Origin of the sequence: Paraburkholderia humisilvae, assembly GCF_902859855.1 — a bacterium.
GTDB lineage: Bacteria > Pseudomonadota > Gammaproteobacteria > Burkholderiales > Burkholderiaceae > Paraburkholderia > Paraburkholderia humisilvae.
Window position 1 is genome coordinate 57635 of sequence record NZ_CADIKH010000005.1, and the last position, 21677, is coordinate 79311.

At 62.1% G+C, this 21677-nt stretch carries 19 protein-coding genes and 3 tRNA genes; 15 read left to right on the forward strand and 7 right to left on the reverse strand.

The genetic code is table 11. From position 1 onward, the window contains the following. Positions 1–267 precede the first annotated feature (267 nt). Complete coding sequence (locus HV796_RS06280; protein ID WP_175225610.1) at positions 268–1617, reverse strand: ATP-binding protein; 1350 nt, start codon at positions 1615–1617, stop codon at positions 268–270. Between the two features lie 43 nt (positions 1618–1660). Further along, the gene (gene ompR, locus HV796_RS06285; protein WP_007585880.1) at positions 1661–2395 is read right to left on the reverse strand and encodes an osmolarity response regulator transcription factor OmpR; all 735 of its coding nucleotides are present in this window, start codon (positions 2393–2395) and stop codon (positions 1661–1663) included. A 228-nt stretch (positions 2396–2623) separates the two neighbouring features. Between ompR and HV796_RS06290 the strand changes: the two genes are divergently transcribed. Together HV796_RS06290 and HV796_RS06295 are read left to right on the forward strand one after the other, a co-directional pair. Further along, entirely contained in the window at positions 2624–2959 is a 336-nt protein-coding gene (locus HV796_RS06290) for a hypothetical protein (RefSeq protein WP_175225611.1), read from the forward strand. A 56-nt stretch (positions 2960–3015) separates the two neighbouring features. Next, the gene (locus HV796_RS06295) at positions 3016–4242 is read left to right on the forward strand and encodes a DUF1501 domain-containing protein (protein ID WP_175225612.1); all 1227 of its coding nucleotides are present in this window, start codon (positions 3016–3018) and stop codon (positions 4240–4242) included. Between the two features lie 82 nt (positions 4243–4324). Here the strand turns inward: HV796_RS06295 and hpnD are convergent, their stop codons facing one another. Beyond that, positions 4325–5158 (reverse strand): presqualene diphosphate synthase HpnD, encoded by an 834-nt coding sequence (gene hpnD / locus HV796_RS06300; protein ID WP_175225613.1) that lies wholly within the window; start codon positions 5156–5158, stop codon positions 4325–4327. 298 nt (positions 5159–5456) lie between these two features. Here hpnD and HV796_RS06305 point away from each other — a divergent pair. From HV796_RS06305 to HV796_RS06320, 4 genes are all read left to right on the forward strand, one after another. Then, positions 5457–5543 (forward strand) — tRNA-Leu (locus HV796_RS06305). Between the two features lie 8 nt (positions 5544–5551). Beyond that, complete coding sequence (locus HV796_RS06310) at positions 5552–5866, forward strand: hypothetical protein (protein ID WP_175225614.1); 315 nt, start codon at positions 5552–5554, stop codon at positions 5864–5866. A gap of 238 nt (positions 5867–6104) precedes the next feature. After that, complete coding sequence (locus HV796_RS06315) at positions 6105–6902, forward strand: class II aldolase/adducin family protein (RefSeq protein ID WP_175225615.1); 798 nt, start codon at positions 6105–6107, stop codon at positions 6900–6902. A gap of 6 nt (positions 6903–6908) precedes the next feature. After that, positions 6909–7901 carry a 2-dehydropantoate 2-reductase gene (locus HV796_RS06320; protein ID WP_175225616.1) on the forward strand — a complete coding sequence of 331 codons (993 nt, stop codon included), beginning with the start codon at positions 6909–6911 and terminating at the stop codon, positions 7899–7901. 153 nt (positions 7902–8054) lie between these two features. On the opposite strand, the gene HV796_RS06325 is transcribed toward HV796_RS06320, so the two are convergent. Together HV796_RS06325 and HV796_RS06330 are read right to left on the reverse strand one after the other, a co-directional pair. Further along, a complete protein-coding gene (locus tag HV796_RS06325; RefSeq protein WP_175225617.1) occupies positions 8055–8510 on the reverse strand; it encodes a MarR family winged helix-turn-helix transcriptional regulator in 456 nt (151 codons plus the stop codon). A 64-nt stretch (positions 8511–8574) separates the two neighbouring features. Next, positions 8575–9729, reverse strand: a complete 1155-nt coding sequence (locus HV796_RS06330) for a glycerate kinase (RefSeq protein WP_175225618.1) — start codon at positions 9727–9729, stop codon at positions 8575–8577. Between the two features lie 512 nt (positions 9730–10241). Here HV796_RS06330 and tig point away from each other — a divergent pair. From tig to HV796_RS06370, 8 genes are all read left to right on the forward strand, one after another. Further along, positions 10242–11591, forward strand: coding sequence for a trigger factor (gene tig, locus HV796_RS06335; protein ID WP_175225619.1), 1350 nt, complete (start codon positions 10242–10244; stop codon positions 11589–11591). A 152-nt stretch (positions 11592–11743) separates the two neighbouring features. After that, positions 11744–12415: an ATP-dependent Clp endopeptidase proteolytic subunit ClpP gene (gene clpP / locus HV796_RS06340; RefSeq protein WP_175225620.1), complete on the forward strand. Its 672-nt coding sequence runs from the start codon at positions 11744–11746 to the stop codon at positions 12413–12415. Between the two features lie 202 nt (positions 12416–12617). Continuing rightward, the gene (gene clpX, locus HV796_RS06345) at positions 12618–13889 is read left to right on the forward strand and encodes an ATP-dependent Clp protease ATP-binding subunit ClpX (protein WP_175225621.1); all 1272 of its coding nucleotides are present in this window, start codon (positions 12618–12620) and stop codon (positions 13887–13889) included. A gap of 185 nt (positions 13890–14074) precedes the next feature. After that, positions 14075–16498 (forward strand): endopeptidase La, encoded by a 2424-nt coding sequence (gene lon, locus HV796_RS06350; protein WP_175225622.1) that lies wholly within the window; start codon positions 14075–14077, stop codon positions 16496–16498. A 346-nt stretch (positions 16499–16844) separates the two neighbouring features. After that, positions 16845–17117: an HU family DNA-binding protein gene (locus HV796_RS06355; protein WP_175225623.1), complete on the forward strand. Its 273-nt coding sequence runs from the start codon at positions 16845–16847 to the stop codon at positions 17115–17117. Positions 17118–17239: 122 nt separating this feature from the next. After that, positions 17240–17315, forward strand: a tRNA-Val gene (locus tag HV796_RS06360). Between the two features lie 26 nt (positions 17316–17341). Beyond that, positions 17342–17418: transfer RNA gene (locus tag HV796_RS06365), tRNA-Asp, on the forward strand. A gap of 234 nt (positions 17419–17652) precedes the next feature. Continuing rightward, positions 17653–19590, forward strand: a complete 1938-nt coding sequence (locus tag HV796_RS06370) for a SurA N-terminal domain-containing protein (RefSeq protein WP_175225624.1) — start codon at positions 17653–17655, stop codon at positions 19588–19590. Between the two features lie 148 nt (positions 19591–19738). Here HV796_RS06370 and HV796_RS06375 read toward each other — a convergent pair whose 3' ends face one another. Together HV796_RS06375 and HV796_RS06380 are read right to left on the reverse strand one after the other, a co-directional pair. After that, the gene (locus tag HV796_RS06375) at positions 19739–20083 is read right to left on the reverse strand and encodes a hypothetical protein (RefSeq protein WP_175225625.1); all 345 of its coding nucleotides are present in this window, start codon (positions 20081–20083) and stop codon (positions 19739–19741) included. A gap of 118 nt (positions 20084–20201) precedes the next feature. After that, positions 20202–20915, reverse strand: a complete 714-nt coding sequence (locus tag HV796_RS06380; protein WP_175225626.1) for an arylesterase — start codon at positions 20913–20915, stop codon at positions 20202–20204. On the opposite strand from HV796_RS06380, the gene HV796_RS06385 reads away from it, so the two are divergent. Then, positions 20914–21600, forward strand: a complete 687-nt coding sequence (locus tag HV796_RS06385) for an ABC transporter ATP-binding protein (RefSeq protein ID WP_175225627.1) — start codon at positions 20914–20916, stop codon at positions 21598–21600. The two genes, HV796_RS06380 and HV796_RS06385, sit on opposite strands and share 2 nt — an antisense overlap. The last annotated feature ends 77 nt before the right edge of the window (positions 21601–21677 follow it).

Genomic DNA, 21677 nt, shown 5'->3' on the forward strand with positions numbered 1-21677 from the left:
AAACGGGGTTGCTGAGCACGCGGCAACCGCCAGAACAATCTGATCAAGCACCTTGCTCACGGGAGGAGCGGTTCGATGCGGTGCACAAACACTATAACTCTATTGCTATTAATGGGCAATAGTTTTTCACTAATAAGACGGATAGATTTTCTTCAAGGCGGCGATAGCGAACGACCGAGCGATTGTTTCGGTTTCGTCCGAAGTAATCTTGCCCTTAAAGGGGACAAAGCAGGTTGTTGTGCGATCCGAGCGGGCTGTTGGGCTCGTTCAACCGCTCTTGGCGAGCGGAAACTCGATCGTCACCTCGAGGCCCGGACCCGGTGTCCGGTTGCGCAGCCGCAGTGCGCCGCGATAACGGCCGACCAGCCGCTGCACGATCGCCATCCCGAGGCCGGTGCCGTTCGCTTGCGTCCGTGCTGTATTGACACGGTAAAACGGTCGTGTGACAAGCGCGAGTTGGTCCTCGGGAATGCCCGGGCCTTCATCGACCACGGACAGCTCGACGCGCGAATGCGACACGCGTGTCTCGAGAATCACGTGTGGAATGCCGTCGGTTTCGCTCAAACCGTATTTGCGCGCGTTCTCGATCAGGTTGCCGACCACGCGCCGGATATCGGTTTCGTCGGCTTCGATCACCGCGGACGGCGCGAGGCGCGTAATCAGCCGGATGCCGTCTTCGGTCGACATCCGCGCAGCCAGTTCGCCGGCGATCACCGACAGGTCGACCGGCTCGGGCATGCGCTGCACCGGCCGCGCGTAGTCGAGGAAGCGTCCGATGATCATGTCCATCTGCTCGATGTCGTCGATCATCGCGTCCTTGGTGGTCTGGTCGGACGGACTCATCTCGGTCTCGAGTCTCAAGCGGGCAAGCGGTGTGCGCAGGTCGTGCGAGATGCCGGCGAGCATCAGCGCGCGGTCCGCTTCGAGCTGTTCGAGGTCGCGCACCATCTGATTGAAGCTTCGATTGGTTTCGGCCGCGACGCCGAGACCCCGCTCGGGCAGTTGCTCCGGCGATTGTCCGGAGCCGACCTTGCGCGCGGCCATCGCGAGGCGCGCGAACGGCCGGTTCACCAGGCTCGTGATGAACGCGGCGCCGAATAGCGATAGCGCGAGTGCGAACACGCCCCAGCCGGCCCATTGCAGGCCGGTGACGTTATCGAGCTGATCGCGGTCGAGCGCGACCCAGTAATCGTCGTCGTCAATCTTGAAGCTGATCCAGACGCCCGGAATGTCGTTGACCGACTGCGCGATGATCGTGTCATCGCCAAGGCGCCCGCGGATGTCGTGTTCGATCAGCCGGTTCAGCGATTCGTCCGGCTGCAGCTTGTATTTATCGGTGGTTTCGCGCGGGTACACGCGCACGCCTTCGTTGCTCTCGAGATCCTGCAGCAGCGCGCGCCGCAGGTCGGGATCGGAGTAAAGCAGGGCGGTGCGCGTGAGCTTCACGATCGCGACCAGCTGAAGCGCGACGCGTTGCGCGCGCGGTTCGCGCTCGATCACGCGGAAGCTCTGGAACCATGCGGCGAGACTGACCGCGATCAACAGCGCGATCAGCAGAAACGTCCGCCAGAAGAGGCCGCCGAACGCGAGCGTCAGGAGGCGCCGGTCGATCCGCATGCGGCCTTCTTATCGAAGAAGTGACACCACGCAGTGAACCAATTCAGGCTGCGCCGTCAGGAATGAACACGTATCCGAGACCCCAGACGGTCTGGATGAAGCGGGGACTGCCGGGATCGGGTTCAATCAGCTTGCGCAGGCGCGAGATCTGCACATCGAGGCTGCGATCGAAAACTTCGTATTCGCGGCCGCGCGCCAGTTCCATCAGCTTTTCGCGCGACAGCGGTTGGCGGGGATGGCGCGCGAAGACCTTCAACACCGAAAACTCGCCGGTGGTGAGCGGGATTTCCTGACCGGCCTTCGTCAGCGTGCGCGTGGCCAGATTCAACGCGAATTCGCCGAATTCGAACACTTCGGATGTTTCGGACGGCGCGCCCGGCAACTCCGATGGCGACTGGCGGCGCAGCACCGCATGAATGCGCGCGACCAGCTCGCGTGGGTTGAACGGCTTCGGCAGGTAGTCGTCGGCGCCCATTTCAAGGCCGACGATGCGGTCGACGTCTTCGCCCTTCGCGGTCAACATGATGATGGGCGTGCGGTCATTGCTGCCGCGCAGCCGCCGGCAAATGGAGAGTCCGTCCTCTCCCGGCAACATCAGGTCAAGCACCAGTAGATCGAAACGCTCGCGAACCCAAAGCTTGTTCATCGACGGGGCGTTTTCGGCGACGTAGACGTTAAAGCCTTGTTCGCCGAGATAGCGGCGCAACAGGTCGCGCAGGCGCGGATCGTCGTCGACGACGAGGATTTTCGAAGGGTTTTTGGTTTCCATGGTCGGCATCTTAGCGCGATTAGAAAGGGGAACGCGTTTGCGGCATTTCTCGCGTAACAGTCAGTTACAAAATTTACCCGGGCTGTGGCACGGCGTAAAGCGGGCGCGCTTACACTCCTTTACTGTTTGCGCCAGTTCGGTAGATACTTCACTAGACCAAAACTCTCGCGCCCGGTTTTTGCCGGAATCACCATACGCTTTTGAGGTAGCCGGTTGCAGCGTCACGAAGGGAACAAGATGAAGGGAGGGGTGTGGCCGAACGTGCGCCTGAGCGTGATTGCGCTGGCAGCAGCGAGCACGTTTGCGGCCGCGTTGAGCCCGCCCGCGCTGGCCGACCCTCCCCCCCCTGCCGACCGCGCCGTTCCTCCTCATCCCTCTTCTCATCCTCATATCCGGGCGCCTCGCACGCCACGCAAACCGCCTGTCGACACACCGGCTTCCGATGCGATCGTGCGCACGGCGGTGCCGCCGGATCTCGATCAGCGCCGCCGTGACGGACATATGACGCCCGAGGAGCGGCGGTTGTTAAGGCAGCATATCGAAGACGCGGTACGTGAGTTGTACAAGCGCTAGACACGCACGTGAAGCGGGGCATACGACCCTGCGCCGACAACGGAGCGAGACACAGCATGAAGCGACGCGTGTTTCTGTCGACCGCGGCCGCCGCCGGTGCGGCGCTTTCGGCGCTGCCGCTTGCGTCATTCGCCTCCGCACGGGCAGGTGCGGCAGGCTTCGCGCAAAGCGACTGCCGCTTTGAGGATCGCGTTGCTGTGCCGGCTGTCCTCGGCCGAACCTTCGGTCGCAAACAGCTGATCCTTGTCGAGCTCAAAGGCGGCAATGACGGCTTGAACACCGTCGTGCCGTTTGCCGATCCGCTTTACTACCGGTTGCGTCCACGTCTTGCCATCGGCCGCGATGCGGTGCTGCCGCTCGACGAGCGCATCGCGTTGCATCCGGCGCTGCGTCCGCTGATGCCGCTTTGGCAAAGCGGCCAACTGGCGATCGTGCAAGGGCTCGGCTATCCGCAATTCAATCTGTCGCATTTCCGCGCAATGGAAATATGGGACACCGGGTCCGACGCGCACCGGTATCTGCGCGACGGGTGGGTTACACGGGCGCTCGCACGCGCGCATGCGTCTTCGCCCGCGCCCGCTCGCGCGCTGGCCGACGCGCTGCGCGTCGACGGTCCCGTCGACGGTCTCGTGATCGACAGCGCGGAGCCGGGGCCGCTGACCGGCGTCGCATGCCGTGTCGCGACTTTGATGCGGTCGTCGGCTGGCGCCGGCGCGAACGGGTTCGCCGTCGCGCAACCGCTGAGTGCGCGGTTTCCGGTGGACGCATTCGGCACATCGCTGCGCACGGCGACGTACGCCATCGCGGCGGGGCTGCGGCAAGGCGACCCGGGCGTCACCCGGTCCGAACCCGGTACAGCGGTCATCCGTGTCACGCTGAACGGTTTCGACACGCATGCAAACCAGCGCGAGCGCCACACGATGCTGCTGGCGCAACTCGCGCAGGGCCTCGAGGCGTTGCATGCCGCACTGCGGGAACTCGGGCGATGGGATGACACGTTAATTGTCACGTATTCGGAATTCGGCCGGCGGGCGCGTGAAAACGATAGCGGCGGCACCGATCACGGCAGCAGCGCACCGCACTTCGTCATCGGCGGCAGGGTGCGCGGCGGTCTCTACGGCGCGCCGCCGACATTCTCGCAACTCGATGGCAACGGCAATCTGCCGATGGCGGTCGATTTCAGGCGTCTGTATGCGACCGTGCTGGCCGCGTGGTGGGGATGCGATGCGGTAGCGGTGGTGCTCGAGCGGCACTTTGACCCGCTACCGTTGCTGCGTGCGTGACCGAAAGAACCGGGCATCGCGTTTCGCGTGCAAACGTATCGAGATGAGCCTGCGCAACGGGCTGTCGTTTTACGGCGTCGGCTTAGCGGCGTCGCGCGGCGCGCCACGCGACCCATAGCTTGCGAATCGGTGTGAGGGCGATGCGCTGGTGCAGCACGTGGTAACCGTCGCGTTCGATTTCGTCGAGTAGCGCAAGCGCAAGCGCGGCCAACGCGCGCAGCGTGCGTTGCGTGCGGCGCTCCGCGCCCGGCAACGCGGCCAGTGCGGCATCGATCGCATCGCGCGCGCGCGTTGTCTGAAAGCGCATCAGGTCGGTGAACGCGCTGGTGTAGCGGCGGTTGATCAGATCCGCGGCGGTCACGTTGAAACGTTGCATCTCATCGATCGGGATGTAGATGCGGCCATGACGCGCATCGTTGCCGAGCTCGACGACGAACTGCGCGAGCATCAGCGCCTGGCCAAGCGGTGCCGCCCAGCTTGCTGCCGCTTGAGGGTCTTTCGCGGTGGCGCGCGCGACCACCGACGCGAACGTGCCCCCGACGCTATCGACATAGCGGCGCAGATTCGGATAGTCGAGGTAGCGTGCCTGATCGAGGTCCATCTCGAAGCCGGCCAGCAGCGTCTGCAGGGCCGGATACTCGATGCGCGCGTCCGGCCAGTGCGCGGCGAGCGCCTTCGAGACCGGGTGCGATGGCTCGCCCGCCGCGAGCGCGGCGGCTTCCTTCTGCCACCATGCAAGTTTGGTACGGCCGATGGTCGGATCGCTGGTCTCCTTGACCGTTTCTTCGAATTCGCGCCGCAGCGCGAACAGCGCGGTGAGCAGCGGTTGTCGCGCCACGGGCGCTTGCCGAAGCGCATAGTAGATGCTCGACCCGGCGGGCGCCGCTTTTTGCTGGCAATAGTCGTCGAAATTCACGGCGTGCGGGAGTGGCGTATCGGGTGACCGGCGTGTTGATCGGGAGGCGCATGCGAGGCGCTGCGTCGCTTCTTGCGGCGAGTCAAAAATTGTAGCATTGCATTCGTCACCCAGTTGCAGACAAGCGCATGCCGATCGGGTAGAATCTCGCGCTCACGCTTTCGACCACGCTGTGTCGGTAACACGGTGGATCGGTCGGCACGCGGCGCCGCACGCGCTGACACGCTCACGCAAAGTAACGAATCAACGCGCAGCATGGTGGGTGCGGCGGCAGACATCGGGCGCCACGCGCCCGGCGGCGAGGATGGCGAAATTGGTAGACGCACCAGGTTTAGGTCCTGACGCCCGCAAGGGTGTGCGGGTTCGAGTCCCGCTCCTCGCACCATCGAAGTGATGTCCGAAGTGATGTCATCTGCAGCCCTGCTGGCGTACGCGTCGAGCAGGGCTTTTTATTGCGTTGAGCGCATTGTTCAGCCGTGCTTTTTGCGTGTTGCACCGGTTGCATACACCCATCGCGTACAACAGAAATCGCGCAAACAAAAAACCCCGCATGACGCGGGGTTGCATCGCGAGCCACGTGGCCAATCAATGGCAGCGACGTTCCCAATGATGATGCACGTGCACTTTGTGGCACACATGGTGATGGTCATCGGCGAACGCGGACGACATGCTGCCCAATCCAGCCGCGACTGCAACCAGCGCCAGTAAAACCTTCTTCATTCTGAATCCTCGAAAAATCAATTAAGCGGAAGGGACCGGCATGCTAACAAGGCCATATTACGATTTGCTGAAAATGGGCATGGTGTGCCACGCGAGTCAACGCCCAACTCCGCTTTTTCGTTGCGCGCGCAACCAGCTTGTCCTATGCTGCGCTGACCATCACTGAGCCTGCGCCGCAGCCTGCCGGGCTGCGACGGCGCGCGCCGCAACGAAGGAGACCACCGCGATGTCCACCGCCGATGTTCGGCCATACGCAACGCCCACTACCCAGACGATGACCCAAGGCGACACCGGGAACGATGCGGAACGTGCATTGCGCATCGAACTCGCGGGCGTCTATCGTGTCTTCGCGATGCTAGGCTGGACCGAACTCATCTATAACCACATCACCACGCGGATACCCGGAGCGCACACGCACTTTCTGATCAATCCATTCGGACTGCACTACACGGAAGTCACCGCGTCGAATCTCGTGAAGGTCGACGTCGAAGGGAACGTGGTGGGAGCGTCTTCCTACCCGGTGAATCCGGCGGGCCTCGTCGTGCATGCCGCCATTCATCGCGCGTTGCCGGACGCGCACTGTGTGATGCATACGCATACCACGGCGGGTCTCGCGGTCGCGTGTTCGCAGGTGGGGCTCGAGACGACGAACTTCTATTCGGCGCAACTCCAAGGCATGGTCGCGTACCACGAATTTGAAGGCGTTACCGTTCATGCCGACGAAGGCCCGCGCGTCGTTGCCGATCTCGGCGACAAGCGGTTGATGATTTTGCGCAATCACGGGCTGCTGTCGATCGGTTCGACGATCGCCGTAGCGTTCGTGAGACTATGGACACTCAACCGCGCATGTGAAGTGCAACTCGCGACAGCGGCGCTTGGCGCGCCGCGCCGGATTCCCGACGATGTCGCCGCGCGCAGCACGCGTGATGCGCTGCAGTTCGATCCGCGCCACGGCGCAGGCGCTGATGTCCTGCGCGCGTTGCTGCGACAGGTCGACCGGATCGATCCGTCATACAAGGAGTGACGCGCGATGAACCCAGCTTCGCGGCCCGTGCGCATGGTCGTCGTCGGCGCTGGCGCGATTGGCGGCCTGATCGCGGCGGCGGCGGTGCGCGCCGGTCATACGGTGAGCGTACTGGCGCGCGGCAAGACGCTCGATGCGTTGCGCACGGACGGGCTGAAGGTGATCGACGATGCGCACGAGTCGGTGGTGCGCGTGAACGCGTCCGATGAGCCGGGCGCGTTGGGTGTGCAGGACTGCGTGGTGATCGCGCTGAAGGCACAGACATTGCCTGCGATAGCTGCAAGCCTGCAGCCGATGATCGGTCCTGACACGGTGATCGTCGCCGCGATGAACGGTTTGCCGTGGTGGTTCCCGCACGGGTTTGCCGGCCCGCTCGCGGGTCAGCACATCGAGGCGATCGATCCCGGCGGCCGTGTGTCGGCGGCGTTGCCGCCGGCGCGCTCGATCGGCTGCGTCGTGCACTTGTCGTCTTCGACCGATCGGCCCGGCGTCGTGCGGCGCGGGCGCGGCAATCAACTGATCGTCGGCGCGCCGGGCGCCGAGCTGGCCGCGCAGGCCGAAGCGTTCGCGGGGGCGATGCGTGCGGGCGGCTTCGACGTCGTGTTATCCGATGCGATTCGCACCGAAATCTGGGCGAAGCTGTGGGGCAACATGAACATGAACCCACTGAGCGCGCTGACCGGTTCGAGCGCGGACCGCCTGCTCGATGATCCACTGACTCACGCGCTCGTGCTGCGGATGATGGAGGAGGCCGCGGCGATCGGCGCGCGGCTCGGATTGTCGACCGGCAAGAGCCCGTCCGAACGGGTCGCGGTCACGCGCAAACTCGGCGCGTTCAAGACGTCGATGCTGCAGGACTTCGAAGCGGGGCGGCCGCTCGAGGTCGAGCCCATTCTCGGGGTATTTCCGGAGTTGGGTCGCAAGCTGAATGTGCCGACGCCGTTCTGTGATGCGGTGCTCGGGTTACTACGGCAGCGGGCGGCTAACAGTGGGCTTTGAATGATGTGATGGCGCGGACGCTGCGTAGCCGCGGGTGACCCGCACCCCGCGGCGGATGAGATGGAGTTCGTTGTAACGGCAACGATTTCTTCAGATCACGAGCCTGACCTGACGCCGGGCACCGGGCACCGCCCACCGAACGTTGTGCAGGTTCTACTGTGCGTCGCGCTCGATTGCCGCGTCGATCACCTTGTCGAGCGCCGCGCCCAATGCCGCCTTCTCACGCTCGTCGAGACAATCGAACAGATCGCTATTCCACTTGCGCGCAATCGGCATGACCTTGCGATACAACACGCGTCCTTCGGTGGTCAGCGAAACGAGCACGACCCGTCCGTCGTCGTCGCTGGCTTCGCGCTGCACGAGCCCTTGCTTGATTAACGCTTCGGCCGCGCGGCTTGCCTGACTTTTGTCGAGGTTTGCATGGCGCGCGAGGTCCATGATCGAAAATGGTCCGAATGACCCAACCGATGCAATCACGCGTGCTTCAGGCAACGTCACACCAAGCTTCTCCAGATATCGTTCACTGATACCGCGCTCGGAGAGTTTGTTGAGTATGTGCAGACGATACGTCAGAAACTGTTCGAGTCCGGCTTTATCGGAGGCCTTCATGGTCTTCCTGTTGTGAGTGAATGCGGTCGTGGCGCTGTGATTGTTGCCGCATCCGCTTCGCGGGTCAACGCATGTGTTGAATGGCGTATCGCAGACGCGTCAACTGTTCGGCTTCGTTTGCGAGCAGGCGGGCTGCGTCACGAATCGCGGTTTCAAGCGTGATGGGTCCGGGCGCAGGCGAAAAGCAGCCACTGAAGTGCTCCGTGAGGCGAGGCAGTGCCGCCGGGTCGACCGCGCCCGACAGCAGCGTGGCAGGCACACCTGCGGCACGCGCATGCCGGCACGCGATGAAGGGCGCCTTGCCGTGCAGCGTTTGCACGTCCGAACGGCCTTCGCCGGTGATGAGCCAGTCCGCGCCCTGCAGTGCTTCGTCGAGACCGATTTGCCGCGCGACCACTTCGGCGCCCGGTTCGAACTGCGCGCCGAGCATATGCAGCGCGAAGCCGAGCCCGCCTGCCGCGCCCGCGCCTGGCAAGTCGCGCGCGGTGCGCGCGAGCGCCGGCTCGAGCAGATCGGCGAAGCGGGCGAGTGCCGCGTCGATTGCAATGATCTGGTCCGGCTTCACGCCTTTCTGCGGACCGAACACCGCGGTTGCGCCATGCTCGCCGGCGAGCGGATTGTCGACGTCCGACATCCCGATGAACGATGCGTCGACAACGCGCTTATCGAGTTGCGACACATCGACGCGCGCGGCGCGCGCGAGCTGCTCCGGCGTCGGTTCGAGTTCGCGTCCCTGCGCGTCGAAAATCTTCAGGCCGAGGCCGACCAACAGGCCGGCGCCGCCATCGTTCGTGCTGCTGCCGCCAAGTGCGACGTAGAAGCGCCGCACGCCTTCGTCGAGCAGCGCGCGAATCGCCTCGCCCATCCCGCGCGTGCTGCGCTCTTCGACCGCGACACCCATGCCGACCGGGTCCGTGATACCGACCACTTCGGCGGTCTCGAGGATCGCGCCGCCATCGCCGATCAGGCCCGTGGCCGCTTCGCGCGAAGGGCCCGCCGCGCCGCGCACGGTCAGCGTGCGGCGCTCGCCGCCGCGCGAGAGCATCGCATCGAGCGTGCCTTCGCCGCCATCGGCCATCGGACAGATGCGAACGATCGCGTCGGCGCGTGCGCGTCGAATGCCGGCGGCGATTGCCTGCGCAACTTCTTCGGCGCCAAGCGAGCCTTTGAATGAATCGGGAGCGATGACGACGACAGGCGCGGACGACGGATTGGGCATGATGTCTCTTGATGATTGGTGTGGTGTGGCCAGAGTGCGTGCGGGCATGGCTTTGACGACCGCCTGACCGACCGCGTTCGCTAGCTTATCAGCATGGCGCACGCGACTGAATATGCCGGATGGCATAGCACGCATCGATGCGCGAATACATACAGCGCGTAGCGATGGCGGACATTTCGCGAAGCTTGCGCAAGCTGTTCGCGGGATTGCATACCGGCTGCGCAAAGCGCCCGGTGTCGATGTGAAACCGGCGCAAAAGCCGCGCGAAACCGGCGCCGGGTGCGATGATGTCGGCTTGAACGCCGATTCGCGGTGGACCGCGTGAATAGTTTGCTAAAATATTGGGCTCTCTGACCCAAACTGCGCCTGCGGCACGAGACATGCGATCGGCGAGACCGAGGAGCGACGCCGAAGCGGCACGCGATCGTTGAGACTGTCAGCAATTGAGACGTCGGCAGAAGGCGCAGAAAAGATAACTGATTCGCTCGAATAATTTTAGGACGATTGAAGCCATGGCTAACGTTGTTGAGAACCTCGGCAAGCTCGAACGCCGCGTGACGATTTCCCTGCCGAAGGATGCCGTGCAGAAAGAAGTGGATTCGCGCATCCGTCAACTGGCGAAGAACGTGCGCATGCCCGGCTTCCGTCCGGGCAAGGTGCCGCTCAAGATGGTCACTCAGCAGTATGCAGGCCAGGTGGAAGCCGAAGTGCTGAGCGACAAGGTCGGCAAGGAGTTCTTCGACATCAGCCGCACGGAAAACCTGCGGGTCGCCGGCCAGCCGAGCTTCAGCCCGAAGATCGATGCGCAGGAAGGCGCCTACGCGTTCGACGCGACCTTCGAGGTCTACCCGGAGGTGAAGCTGGGCGACGTCGCGACCGCCGAAATCGAGCGAACCACGACCACGATCAGCGACGCTGAAATCGACCGCACGCTGGACATCCTGCGCAAGCAGCGCGTGCACTACCACGCTCGCGGCGAAGCCGGCGCGCATGGCGACGGCGGCGTCGACACGGCGGCCAAGGACGGCGATCGCGTGACGGTCGACTTCGTCGGCAAGATCGACGGTGAAGTGTTCCAGGGCGGCAGCGCGGAAGATTTCGCTTTTGTGCTCGGCGAAGGCCGGATGCTGCCGGAGTTCGAAAAGGCGTCGCTCGGCCTGAAGGTCGGCGACGCGCGCGAATTCGATCTCAAGTTCCCGGACGACTATCACGGCAAGGACGTCGCCGGCAAGACCGCGCAGTTCACGGTCACGATGAAGAAGATCGAATGGCCGCATCTGCCCGAGATCGACGGTGAATTCGCGAAGTCGCTCGGCATCGAAGACGGCGATCTGGCAAAGATGCGCAACGAGATCAAGGACAACCTCGAGCGCGAAGCGAAGCGCCGCACGCAGGCCGTGGTGAAGAACCAGGTGATGGACGCGCTGTTGAAAATCTCGGAACTGGATGTGCCGAAGGCGCTCGTCGAGCAGGACCAGCAGCGTCTCGTCGAAATGGCGCGCCAGGACCTCGTGCAGCGTGGTGTGCCGAATGCGCAGAATGCGCCGATTCCCGGCGAAATGTTCAAGGATCAGGCAGAGCGTCGCGTGAAGCTCGGCCTCGTGCTCGCCGAGCTCGTGAAGGCGAACGAGCTGCAGGCGAAGCCTGAGCAGATTCGCGCCGAAGTCGACGAATTTGCCAAGAGCTACGAAGACCCGAAGGAAGTCGTCCGCTGGTATTATTCGAACCAGCAGCGCCTCGCGGAGATGGAAGCGTTCGTTGTCGAATCGAACGTTGTCGATTTCGTGCTCAGCAAGGCGAAGGTGACGGACAAGGAAGTGAGCTTCGAAGAGCTGGCAAGCGCAACAGCGCAACAGGCTTAAGCGTTGCTGCTACGGCGTGCCGGTCGTCGGAGCGACGGCCGCACGCCGTTTTTGCATGTGCTGCGCGGAAGACTCATCGGCGCGGTACTTGAATACGCGTTGTCCCGCACTCAACTGTCCAGTATGACTATTTCCAGACAAGGATCCATTGCATGACCTTCCGCGCTCAAATGCTGGACACGCTGACCTCCCAGACGCTGACCACCCAGTCGAGGGATCGGGATCTCGAAGCGCAGGCGCTTGGCCTTGTGCCGATCGTCGTGGAGACGAGCGGTCGCGGTGAGCGGTCGTACGACATTTACTCGCGCCTGCTGAAAGAGCGCGTGGTGTTCCTGGTCGGCGAAGTGAACGATCAGACTGCGAACCTCGTGATTGCGCAGTTGTTGTTCCTCGAGAGTGAAAACCCGGATAAGGACATCAGCTTTTACATCAACAGCCCGGGCGGTTCGGTGTCGGCCGGGATGGCCATCTACGACACGATGCAATTCATCAAGCCGGACGTCTCGACGCTCTGCATGGGTCTTGCCGCCAGCATGGGCGCATTCCTGCTGGCCGCCGGCGCGAAGGGCAAGCGCTTCGCATTGCCCAATGCGCGCGTAATGATCCACCAGCCGCTTGGCGGCGCGCGCGGCCAGGCGTCGGACATCGAAATCCAGGCCCGTGAAATCCTGTATTTGAAGGAACGGCTGAATCAACTACTGTCCCATCACACGGGTCAGCCGGTCGATCGCATCCAGCGCGACACGGACCGCGACAATTTCATGTCCGGTGACGACGCGCAAGCGTACGGCCTCGTTGACCAGGTGCTGCACAAGCGTCCTTGAGTGGTACGCGGGCGTCGCTGATCCGGCGCGTTTTTCCTGTAAATGGGGAAAGAGCGCCGGGTAAAAACGTTGTGAAATAATAAGACCCGTCTGATCGCCTGCGGCAAACGCCGTCAGCTTCTGCACAATCGTCCGCGTCGAGGTTGGGGGCGCGGCAAACGGCGTATCATGTTACTCGGAGTGTCCGGAGGCTCACATATCTATGGCGGACAAAAAAGGTTCAAACAGCGAAAAGCTGTTGTATTGCTCGTTTTGCGGCAAAAGTCAGCACGAGGTCAAAAAGCTGATCGCCGGGCCGTCGGTATTCATCTGCGATGAATGTATCGACCTGTGCAACGAGATCATCCGCGATGAGGCGGCGGGTGCGGGGCTTGAAACCGGCATGTCGAAGTCCGATTTGCCGAGCCCGCAAGAAATCCGCGAAATTCTCGATCAGTACGTTATCGGCCAGGAACGCGCGAAGAAAATTCTCGCGGTGGCCGTCTACAACCACTACAAGCGTCTGAAGCATCTCGACAAGAAGGACGAGATCGAGCTTTCAAAAAGCAACATCCTGCTGATTGGCCCGACCGGTTCGGGCAAGACGCTGCTCGCCCAGACGCTTGCGCGCCTGCTCAATGTGCCGTTCGTGATTGCGGACGCAACCACGCTGACCGAAGCCGGCTACGTGGGCGAAGACGTCGAGAACATCATCCAGAAGCTGCTGCAAAACTGCAACTACGAGGTCGACAAGGCGCAGCGCGGCATCGTTTATATCGACGAGATCGACAAAATCAGCCGCAAGTCGGACAACCCGTCGATTACCCGCGACGTGTCGGGCGAGGGCGTCCAGCAGGCGCTGCTGAAGCTCGTCGAGGGCACGATGGCGTCGGTGCCTCCGCAAGGGGGGCGTAAGCACCCGAACCAGGATTTCATCCAGGTTGATACGACGAACATCCTTTTTATCTGCGGCGGTGCGTTCGATGGCCTGGAAAAGGTGATCGTCGACCGCACCGAAAAGACCGGTATCGGCTTTGGCGCCAGCGTGAAGAGCAAGCAGGACCGGGACGCCGGCGAGGTGTTGCGCGATGTCGAGCCGGAAGACCTGATTAAATTCGGGTTGATTCCCGAATTGATCGGTCGTTTGCCGGTCGTCGCCACACTCGGCAAGCTCGACGAAGCGGCATTGATGAAAATTCTGGTCGAACCGAAGAATGCGCTCGTCAAGCAATACCATAAGCTGTTCAGCATGGAGCGCGTCGAACTGGAAATCCGGCCACCGGCGCTGCAAGCCGTCGCCCGCAAGGCGATCCGCCGCAAGACGGGCGCCCGCGGACTGCGTTCGATTCTGGAACAGGCGCTGCTCGACGTGATGTATGAATTGCCGACGATGAAAGGCGTTAGCAAGGTCATCATCGACGACAACGTGATCGAGGGCGACGGTAAGCCGCTGTTGATCTACGAAGACGCACCGAAGGTAGCGGGTTCGAATTGATCGGCGCTTCCCGATTTTTGAGAAAAGGCCGTTCATGGCGACGTGAACGGCTTTTTTCGTTTATCTTGTGATCAGGATGGACTGTTTCTTGGTGTCACTGAACTTTTCTCCACACGCGTAGGCTTGCAATCCTTTCTCGCGGCCTTAATTACCGAACGAACTGATTCCACTCATGGGGAAATGAAATGTCAGGAACCCAACTCCTCCCGCCGGAACGCGTCACGCTCCCGCTGCTCCCGCTGCGAGACGTGGTCGTTTTCCCGCACATGGTGATTCCGCTCTTCGTGGGGCGTCCAAAGTCGATCAAAGCGCTGGAAGCGGCGATGGAAGGCGGCAAGCACATCATGCTTGTCGCACAGAAGACAGCGGCCAAGGACGAGCCGACCGAAAAAGATATGTACGAGGTCGGTTGCGTCGCCAACATCCTGCAAATGCTCAAGCTGCCCGACGGCACGGTGAAGGTGCTGGTCGAAGGGCTGCAGCGCGCGAAGACCTTGTCGATCGAAGAACAGGAAACACAGTTCTCGTGCGAAGTCATGCCGCTCGAACCCGATCATGCGGATAGCGCGGAAACTGAAGCGCTGCGCCGCGCGATCGTGTCGCAGTTCGATCAATATGTGAAGCTGAACAAGAAGATCCCGCCGGAAATTTTGACATCGCTGTCGGGCATCGACGAAGCGGGCCGGCTCGCGGACACGATCGCCGCGCATCTGCCGCTCAAGCTTGACCAGAAGCAGCACATTCTCGAGATGTTCCCTGTCATCGAGCGTCTCGAACATCTGCTCGCGCAGCTCGAGGCGGAAATCGACATCCTGCAGGTCGAAAAGCGCATCCGCGGACGCGTGAAGCGTCAGATGGAGAAGAGCCAGCGCGAGTACTACCTGAACGAGCAGGTCAAGGCAATCCAGAAGGAACTGGGCGAAGGCGAAGAGGGCGCGGATCTCGAAGAACTCGAGAAGCGCATCACGGCCGCACGCATGCCCAAGGAAGCCAAGAAGAAGGCGGATGCCGAGCTCAAGAAGCTCAAGCTGATGTCGCCGATGTCGGCGGAAGCGACCGTCGTGCGCAACTACATCGACACGCTGATCGGCTTGCCGTGGCGCAAGAAGAGCAAGGTCAACAACGACCTGACGAACGCGGAGCGCGTGCTCGACGAAGACCACTTCGGCCTTGAGAAGGTCAAGGAACGGATTCTCGAGTACCTCGCGGTCCAGCAACGCGTGGACAAGGTGAAAGCGCCGATTCTGTGCCTCGTCGGGCCTCCGGGTGTCGGCAAGACGTCGCTCGGGCAGTCGATTGCGCGCGCAACGAATCGCAAGTTCGTGCGTATGGCGCTGGGCGGCGTGCGCGACGAGGCCGAGATTCGCGGCCACCGTCGCACGTATATCGGTTCGATGCCGGGCAAGATCCTGCAGAGCCTGACCAAGGTTGGCGTGCGCAATCCGCTGTTCCTGCTCGACGAAGTCGACAAGATGGGCATGGATTTCCGCGGTGATCCGTCGTCGGCGTTGCTCGAAGTGCTCGATCCGGAGCAGAACCATACGTTCGCCGATCACTACGTCGAAGTCGATTTCGACCTGTCGGACGTGATGTTCGTCGCGACGTCGAACTCGCTGAACATCCCGCCGCCGCTGCTGGACCGGATGGAAGTGATCCGTCTGTCCGGCTACACGGAAGACGAGAAAGTCAGCATCGCGCAGCGTTACCTGCTGCCCAAGCAGAAGAAGAACAACGGTCTGCGTACGGGCGAGATCGACGTTGCGGAGCAGGCGATTCGCGACATCATTCGCTACTACACGCGTGAAGCGGGCGTGCGCTCGCTTGAGCGTGAAGTGTCGAAGATCTGCCGCAAGGTCGTGAAGATGCTGCTGCTGAAGAAGGCGGAAGGCGCGGTGACCGTGGATGGCAGCAACCTCGATATGTTCCTCGGCGTGCGCAAGTACGACTTCGGTCTGGCTGCGAAGGACAACCAGATCGGCCAGGTCACGGGCCTCGCGTGGACGGAAGTCGGCGGCGATCTGTTGACGATCGAAGCGGCGGTGATGCCAGGCAAGGGCAATGTGATTCGCACCGGTTCGCTCGGCGACGTGATGAAGGAATCGGTCGAAGCGGCCCGTTCGGTGGTGCGCTCGCGTTCGCGGCGTCTGGGCATCAAGGACGAAGCGTTCGACAAGCAGGACATCCACATCCACGTGCCGGAAGGCGCGACGCCGAAGGACGGTCCGTCCGCCGGTATCGCGATGACGACCGCGCTCGTGTCGGTGCTCACGGGTATTCCGGTGCGCGCGGATGTCGCGATGACGGGTGAAATCACGTTGCGCGGCGAAGTGCTCCCGATCGGCGGCCTGAAGGAGAAGCTGCTGGCGGCGCACCGCGGCGGCATCAAGCTGGTGCTGATTCCTGAAGAGAACGTCAAGGATCTGACCGAGATCCCGGACAACGTGAAGAACGCAATCGAAATCGTGCCGGTCCGCTGGATCGACAAGGTGCTCGAACTTGCGCTCGAGCGTGCGCCGTCACCGCTGCCTGAGGAAGAACCGAAGCCGGCGACGCCGGTGGGCGAAGCGGCGAAGGAGTCGGGCACGGCGACCGAAGTGGTGAAGCACTAAATCGTCGGTCGGCTCCCAGGCAGGTAACTGCCAAACCGGCAAAACCCGCAGCGAAGGCTGCGGGTTTTTTATTTCCGCTTACAGGCAGCGCACTGGCGCGGCCATCGTTCGACACGCTGCGCTGTCGCGGCGCTCGGCCAGTTTAGTTGTGCGCGCATCGACCCATTTCGCAAAATTTTGTCATGAAAACCGTGTAAAAAACCGCCTGGAATTGGGCGCAACCCCTGTTGACATGGCGGTTTCGGCTCATTCTAATTGCATGGCGCGGCATTTTTGCCGGGCCGCTTTATAACCGAGCGCTTGCAAGCGCTCTCACGATTGCCCAACAACATTCTCGGGGGCTGGAATGAATAAAACGGAATTGATCGACCACATCGCAGAACAAGCCGATATTTCCAAAGCTGCGGCAGGACGCGCGCTCGACGCGGTGATTGCTGGCGTCAAAGGTACGTTGAAGAAGGGTGGGTCGGTCACGCTGGTCGGTTTCGGCACGTTTGCGGTCGGCAAGCGCACCGCGCGCACGGGCCGCAACCCGCGCACAGGCGCCGCGATCAAGATCAAGGCAGCCAAGGTGCCGAAATTCAGGCCTGGCAAAGCTCTGAAGGATGCGTTAAACTAACGGGCTCGCCGGTTGGGGTGAAGGCTTTTGAAGGAAGCGAAGACGAATCTGCGCTTCTTCGAGAAGAACGAGAAGGGTTTCATCGAGGTCTCACTCAGCCGGTAGCGGATGCATCACGGAACGGGTGCTTAGCTCAGTTGGTAGAGCGGCGCCCTTACAAGGCGTAGGTCGGGAGTTCGAGCCTCTCAGCACCCACCAGTTTCGGGCTCCGCGAGTATGAACAAGGAGTGGTAGTTCAGTCGGTTAGAATACCGGCCTGTCACGCCGGGGGTCGCGGGTTCGAGTCCCGTCCACTCCGCCAGCATCCTAGTAAGGCGAACTGCGAGGCGAACTCCGGTTCGCCTTTTTTGTTGCCCACTGTTGTACTATCGGGCGTTCTGAATTTTCGGCACCTGCGCATGGGTGTCTGCGTATCGGCGTCTTTGTATCGGCGCCTGCGTATTGGTACCTGCGTGTGGGCACCAGCGTCTGCTAGCCGGTTTGGCGCCCCCGTTCCTGCAACCTTGTCCTCTGGACCGTTTTTGCGCTTGAAAGCATGCTCGATTTTTTCCGCAATCACCAACGTCTGATGATGTTCATGCTCGTCCTGGTCATCCTGCCGGGCTTGGGCTTCGTGGGCATTCAGGGCTTCCGCGGGTTCTTTGACGAAAGCGCGAACGTCGCGAGCGTCAATGGGCACAAGATAACCCGCGCCGAATACGACAACTCGATGCGCATGCAACTGGATCGCGCGCGCCAGATGCTCGGCAACCAGTTCGACATGAAGTTGTTCGACACGCCGGAGCGCCGCAAGGACATGCTCGACGGCCTGATCCAGCAGCGCGTGCTCGCTGACGAAACGCAGCGTCTGCATTTGACCGTGTCCGACGATGCGCTGCGCCGCGCGCTGATGGCCGACCCGGTGATCGCGTCGCTGAGAAAGCCCGATGGTTCGATCGATCTGGACCGCTACAAGCAGTTGCTCGCGATGCAAGGCCTCACGCCCGACCAGTATCAGGAGCAGGTGCGCTACGGGATGGCGTTGCAAGAGCTGCCTGCGGCAATCCAGAGCACCGCGTTCGTGCCGAAGGCACTTGCACAGCATCTGACCGAACTCGCCGAGCAGCAGCGTGAAGTGCAGGGCCTCGCATTCCGTGCGCAGGACTACGCATCGAAAGTGCAGCCGACCGATGCGCAACTGCAGGCGTACTACGACGTGCATAAGAACGGCTTCGCGACGCCTGCGACGGCGACGATTCAATACGTCGTGCTGTCGCCGGCCACGCTCGCCGCATCAGTGACCCCGACGGACGCCGAACTCCAGAAGTACTACCAGGACAATATCGCGCACTACCGCACCGAAGGCGAAGTGCGCGCCAGCCACATCCTGATTTCGGCGCCGAAGGATGCCAGTGCGGCCGACAAGGAGAAAGCGAAGCAGAAGGCGGAGGAGATCCTTGCGCAAGTGAAGGCGCATCCGGATCAGTTCGCCGCGATTGCGCAAAAGGAATCGCAGGATCCGGGCTCGGCATCGAAAGGCGGCGACCTCGGGTACTTCACACGCGGGATGATCGCCGGCGGCCAGGCATTCGACGATGCGGTGTTCAGCCTGAAGAAGGATGAGATCAGCAACATCGTGCAGACCGATTTCGGCTATCACATCATCAAGGTAACCGACGTCAAGCCGGCGGTGACGAAGCCGTTCGACGAGGTCAAACAGGCGATCGAAAAGGACGTGCAGGCCCAGCAGGCCGCGAAGGCGTTTAGCGACGATTCGGATGGCTTCACGTCGATCGTTTATGAACAGGCAAAGGGTCTGCAGCCGGCCGCGGACAAGTACAAGCTGCAGGTTCAGACGGCCACCGTCACTGAGCACCCGAATCCCGCGCTGCCAGCGGATAGCCCATTGAACAATCCGAAGTTCCTTGCCGCGGTGTTCGCCAGCGATTCAGTGAAGGACCGCAACAACACGCAGGCGATCGACGTCGGCAACAACACGCTGATTTCCGCGCACGTGACCGATTACAAGCCGGCCGCCGTGCCTGCGCTCGACACAATCAAGGACGCGGTGCGGCAAAAGGTGATCGCGCAACAATCGGCGGAACTTGCGCGCAAGGATGGCGCGGCGAAGCTTGAGGAGTTGCAGAAGTCGAAATCGACCGCGGGTTTTTCGTCGGCCCTGAAGGTGTCGCGCAACGATGCGCAAGGCCTGCCATCCGCCGCATTGAGTGCAATTTACAAGGTCGATGCGCAGAAATTGCCGGCCTACGTGGGCGTCGATCTGGGTAACGATGGGTACGCAATTTATCGCGTGAACGCGATCGTACCGTCCGCGCCGGTCGATGCGCGGCGTCTTGCGGCCGCTCAGCAGCAGATCGCGCAGGTCGATGCGCAGGCGCAGATGCAGGCGTATCTGGATGCGTTGCGTTCGCGTTCGAAGGTGAAGCTATACGGCAACCTCGATAGCACGCAAACGTCCAGCGACGGTGAATAACGCATAAGGTTAGACATCCTCGCCAACGAAAACCAATAAGAACCAACGAAAAGCCCCGCATCTGCGGGGCTTTTCGTTTGACGCGCGAGCGTCACAGACGGTTGAAAAGAAACAGTTGAAAAGAAATGCGCGTGACAGGCGTGACAGGCTACAGGCAGCCGCTGATATCGGCCGTCGCGTCCGCGCCTGTGCCGCCGGTCCCTGGGCGGAAACCGACCCACGTTCCCGAGCCCTGATACGACGGACGCACGACCGCAGCTGCGCCGCCAGGCGGTTGCTGACCCGGCACATACACGTCCATCGATCGATCCCAGGCCAGCGTGTTCTGCGACACGACCTGTTGTTGCGACTTGTCGGCCCATTTCTGCGCGATGCATTTGCCGACGGTTGCGGGAGGTTGCTGGCTCGTTCCAACCGACTGCACGCCAGCAGGCGGTTGAGCGGCACAAGCGGAGATCGCCACAGTCAAAGCGATAAGAGGTAAGTGTTTCACGTCATCTCCTTCATAGTCGCTTACAGAGAGAGCCGGTTTGCGGGGCCGGCGATAGTGTCAGATAGACCTCATCCGGGCACGTTCCCCCATCTTAGGAAACAAGATGTTAGCGTGCTGTTCACCGCGTCGAAGTTGTGTGTAAGAGCGGCTTGAGCACGGGCCACACGTTGTCGAGTAGCACGGGCTGTGCCTGCTGGGTCGGATGGTTCTGATCGGACTGAAACATCTCGGGTTTGTCCGCGATGCCGGCGAGCAGAAACGGTACGAGCGGCACGTGCAGTTCTTTGGACAACGTCTCATACATGCCGTGGAACTTTTGTGTGTAGTCCGGGCCGTAATTAGGCGGAACGTACATTCCGATCAGCATGACCTTCGCATGCGCCTGCTGCGCCTGTTCGACGATCGTGCGCAGGTTGTCCTCGGTGGTCGACAGCGGTACGCCGCGCAGCGCGTCGTTGGCGCCCAGTTCGACGATCACAATCGATGGCTTCAGCCGTTCGAGCAGCACCGGCAGGCGCGCGCGGCCGCCGCTCGTGGTGTCGCCGCTAATGCTTGCGTTCGCAACGCTATAATCGAGCCGCTGATCGGACAGGCGCTGGCGCATCAGCTGGACCCAGCCGGTATCGCGAGGCAGGCCGTACTCGGCGGACAGGCTATCGCCGAGCACAACGATCACAGGTTTGGCCGCAGCAGCGGGCGCGGCGTTCACCGGTACAGTGGCCGCCGCGTCGGCGCGCGTGGCGAAGGCCGCCGCCAACGCGACGGGCGTCAAGGTGGCGGCGATCAACGCGGCCCGCAACAATGTGCGCACTTTCAACCTACGCGTCACCATGCAAAAGAAAACCGATCCAGTCATCGAAGTGCGGGGATTGTCGAAGAAGGTTAAGGACGCGACAGGCGAGCTGACGATACTCGACAACATCGACCTGTCGATCGAAGCAAGCAGCCGAGTCGCGATTGTCGGCGCTTCGGGGTCGGGCAAGTCTACGCTGCTTGGCTTGCTCGCGGGATTGGACAGTGCGACTTCGGGCTCGGTTCGACTGCTCGGCCGCGAGTTGTCGGAACTCGATGAAGACGGGCGTGCCGCGTTGCGCAGCGGTTCGGTAGGCTTCGTGTTCCAGTCGTTCCAGTTGATGCCGCATCTGACTGCGCTCGAGAATGTCACGCTGCCGCTCGAGTTGCGCGGCGGCATGGCGGCGCGCGATATCGTCGCGCGGGGGCGCACGCTACTGACGCAGGTCGGGCTCGGCGAGCGGATGCGTCACTATCCGAAGCTGCTGTCGGGCGGCGAGCAGCAGCGCGTCGCGCTGGCGCGCGCATTTGTCACCCATCCGGCGATCCTGTTCGCCGACGAGCCGACGGGCAGTCTCGATGCGGCCACGGGCCACGCGGTGATCGACCTGATGTTCGAGATGAACCGCGCGAACGGCGCGACACTCGTGCTGGTCACACACGATATCGAGCTAGCGCGCCGCTGTGACACGACCGTCACGATCGAAGCGGGGCGTCTAGTCTGACCACCACGCGTTCGCGAAAAGCGTCACGAGCAAAACGCACGCAAAACGGGCACAAAAAAAGCGCACAAAAAAATAGC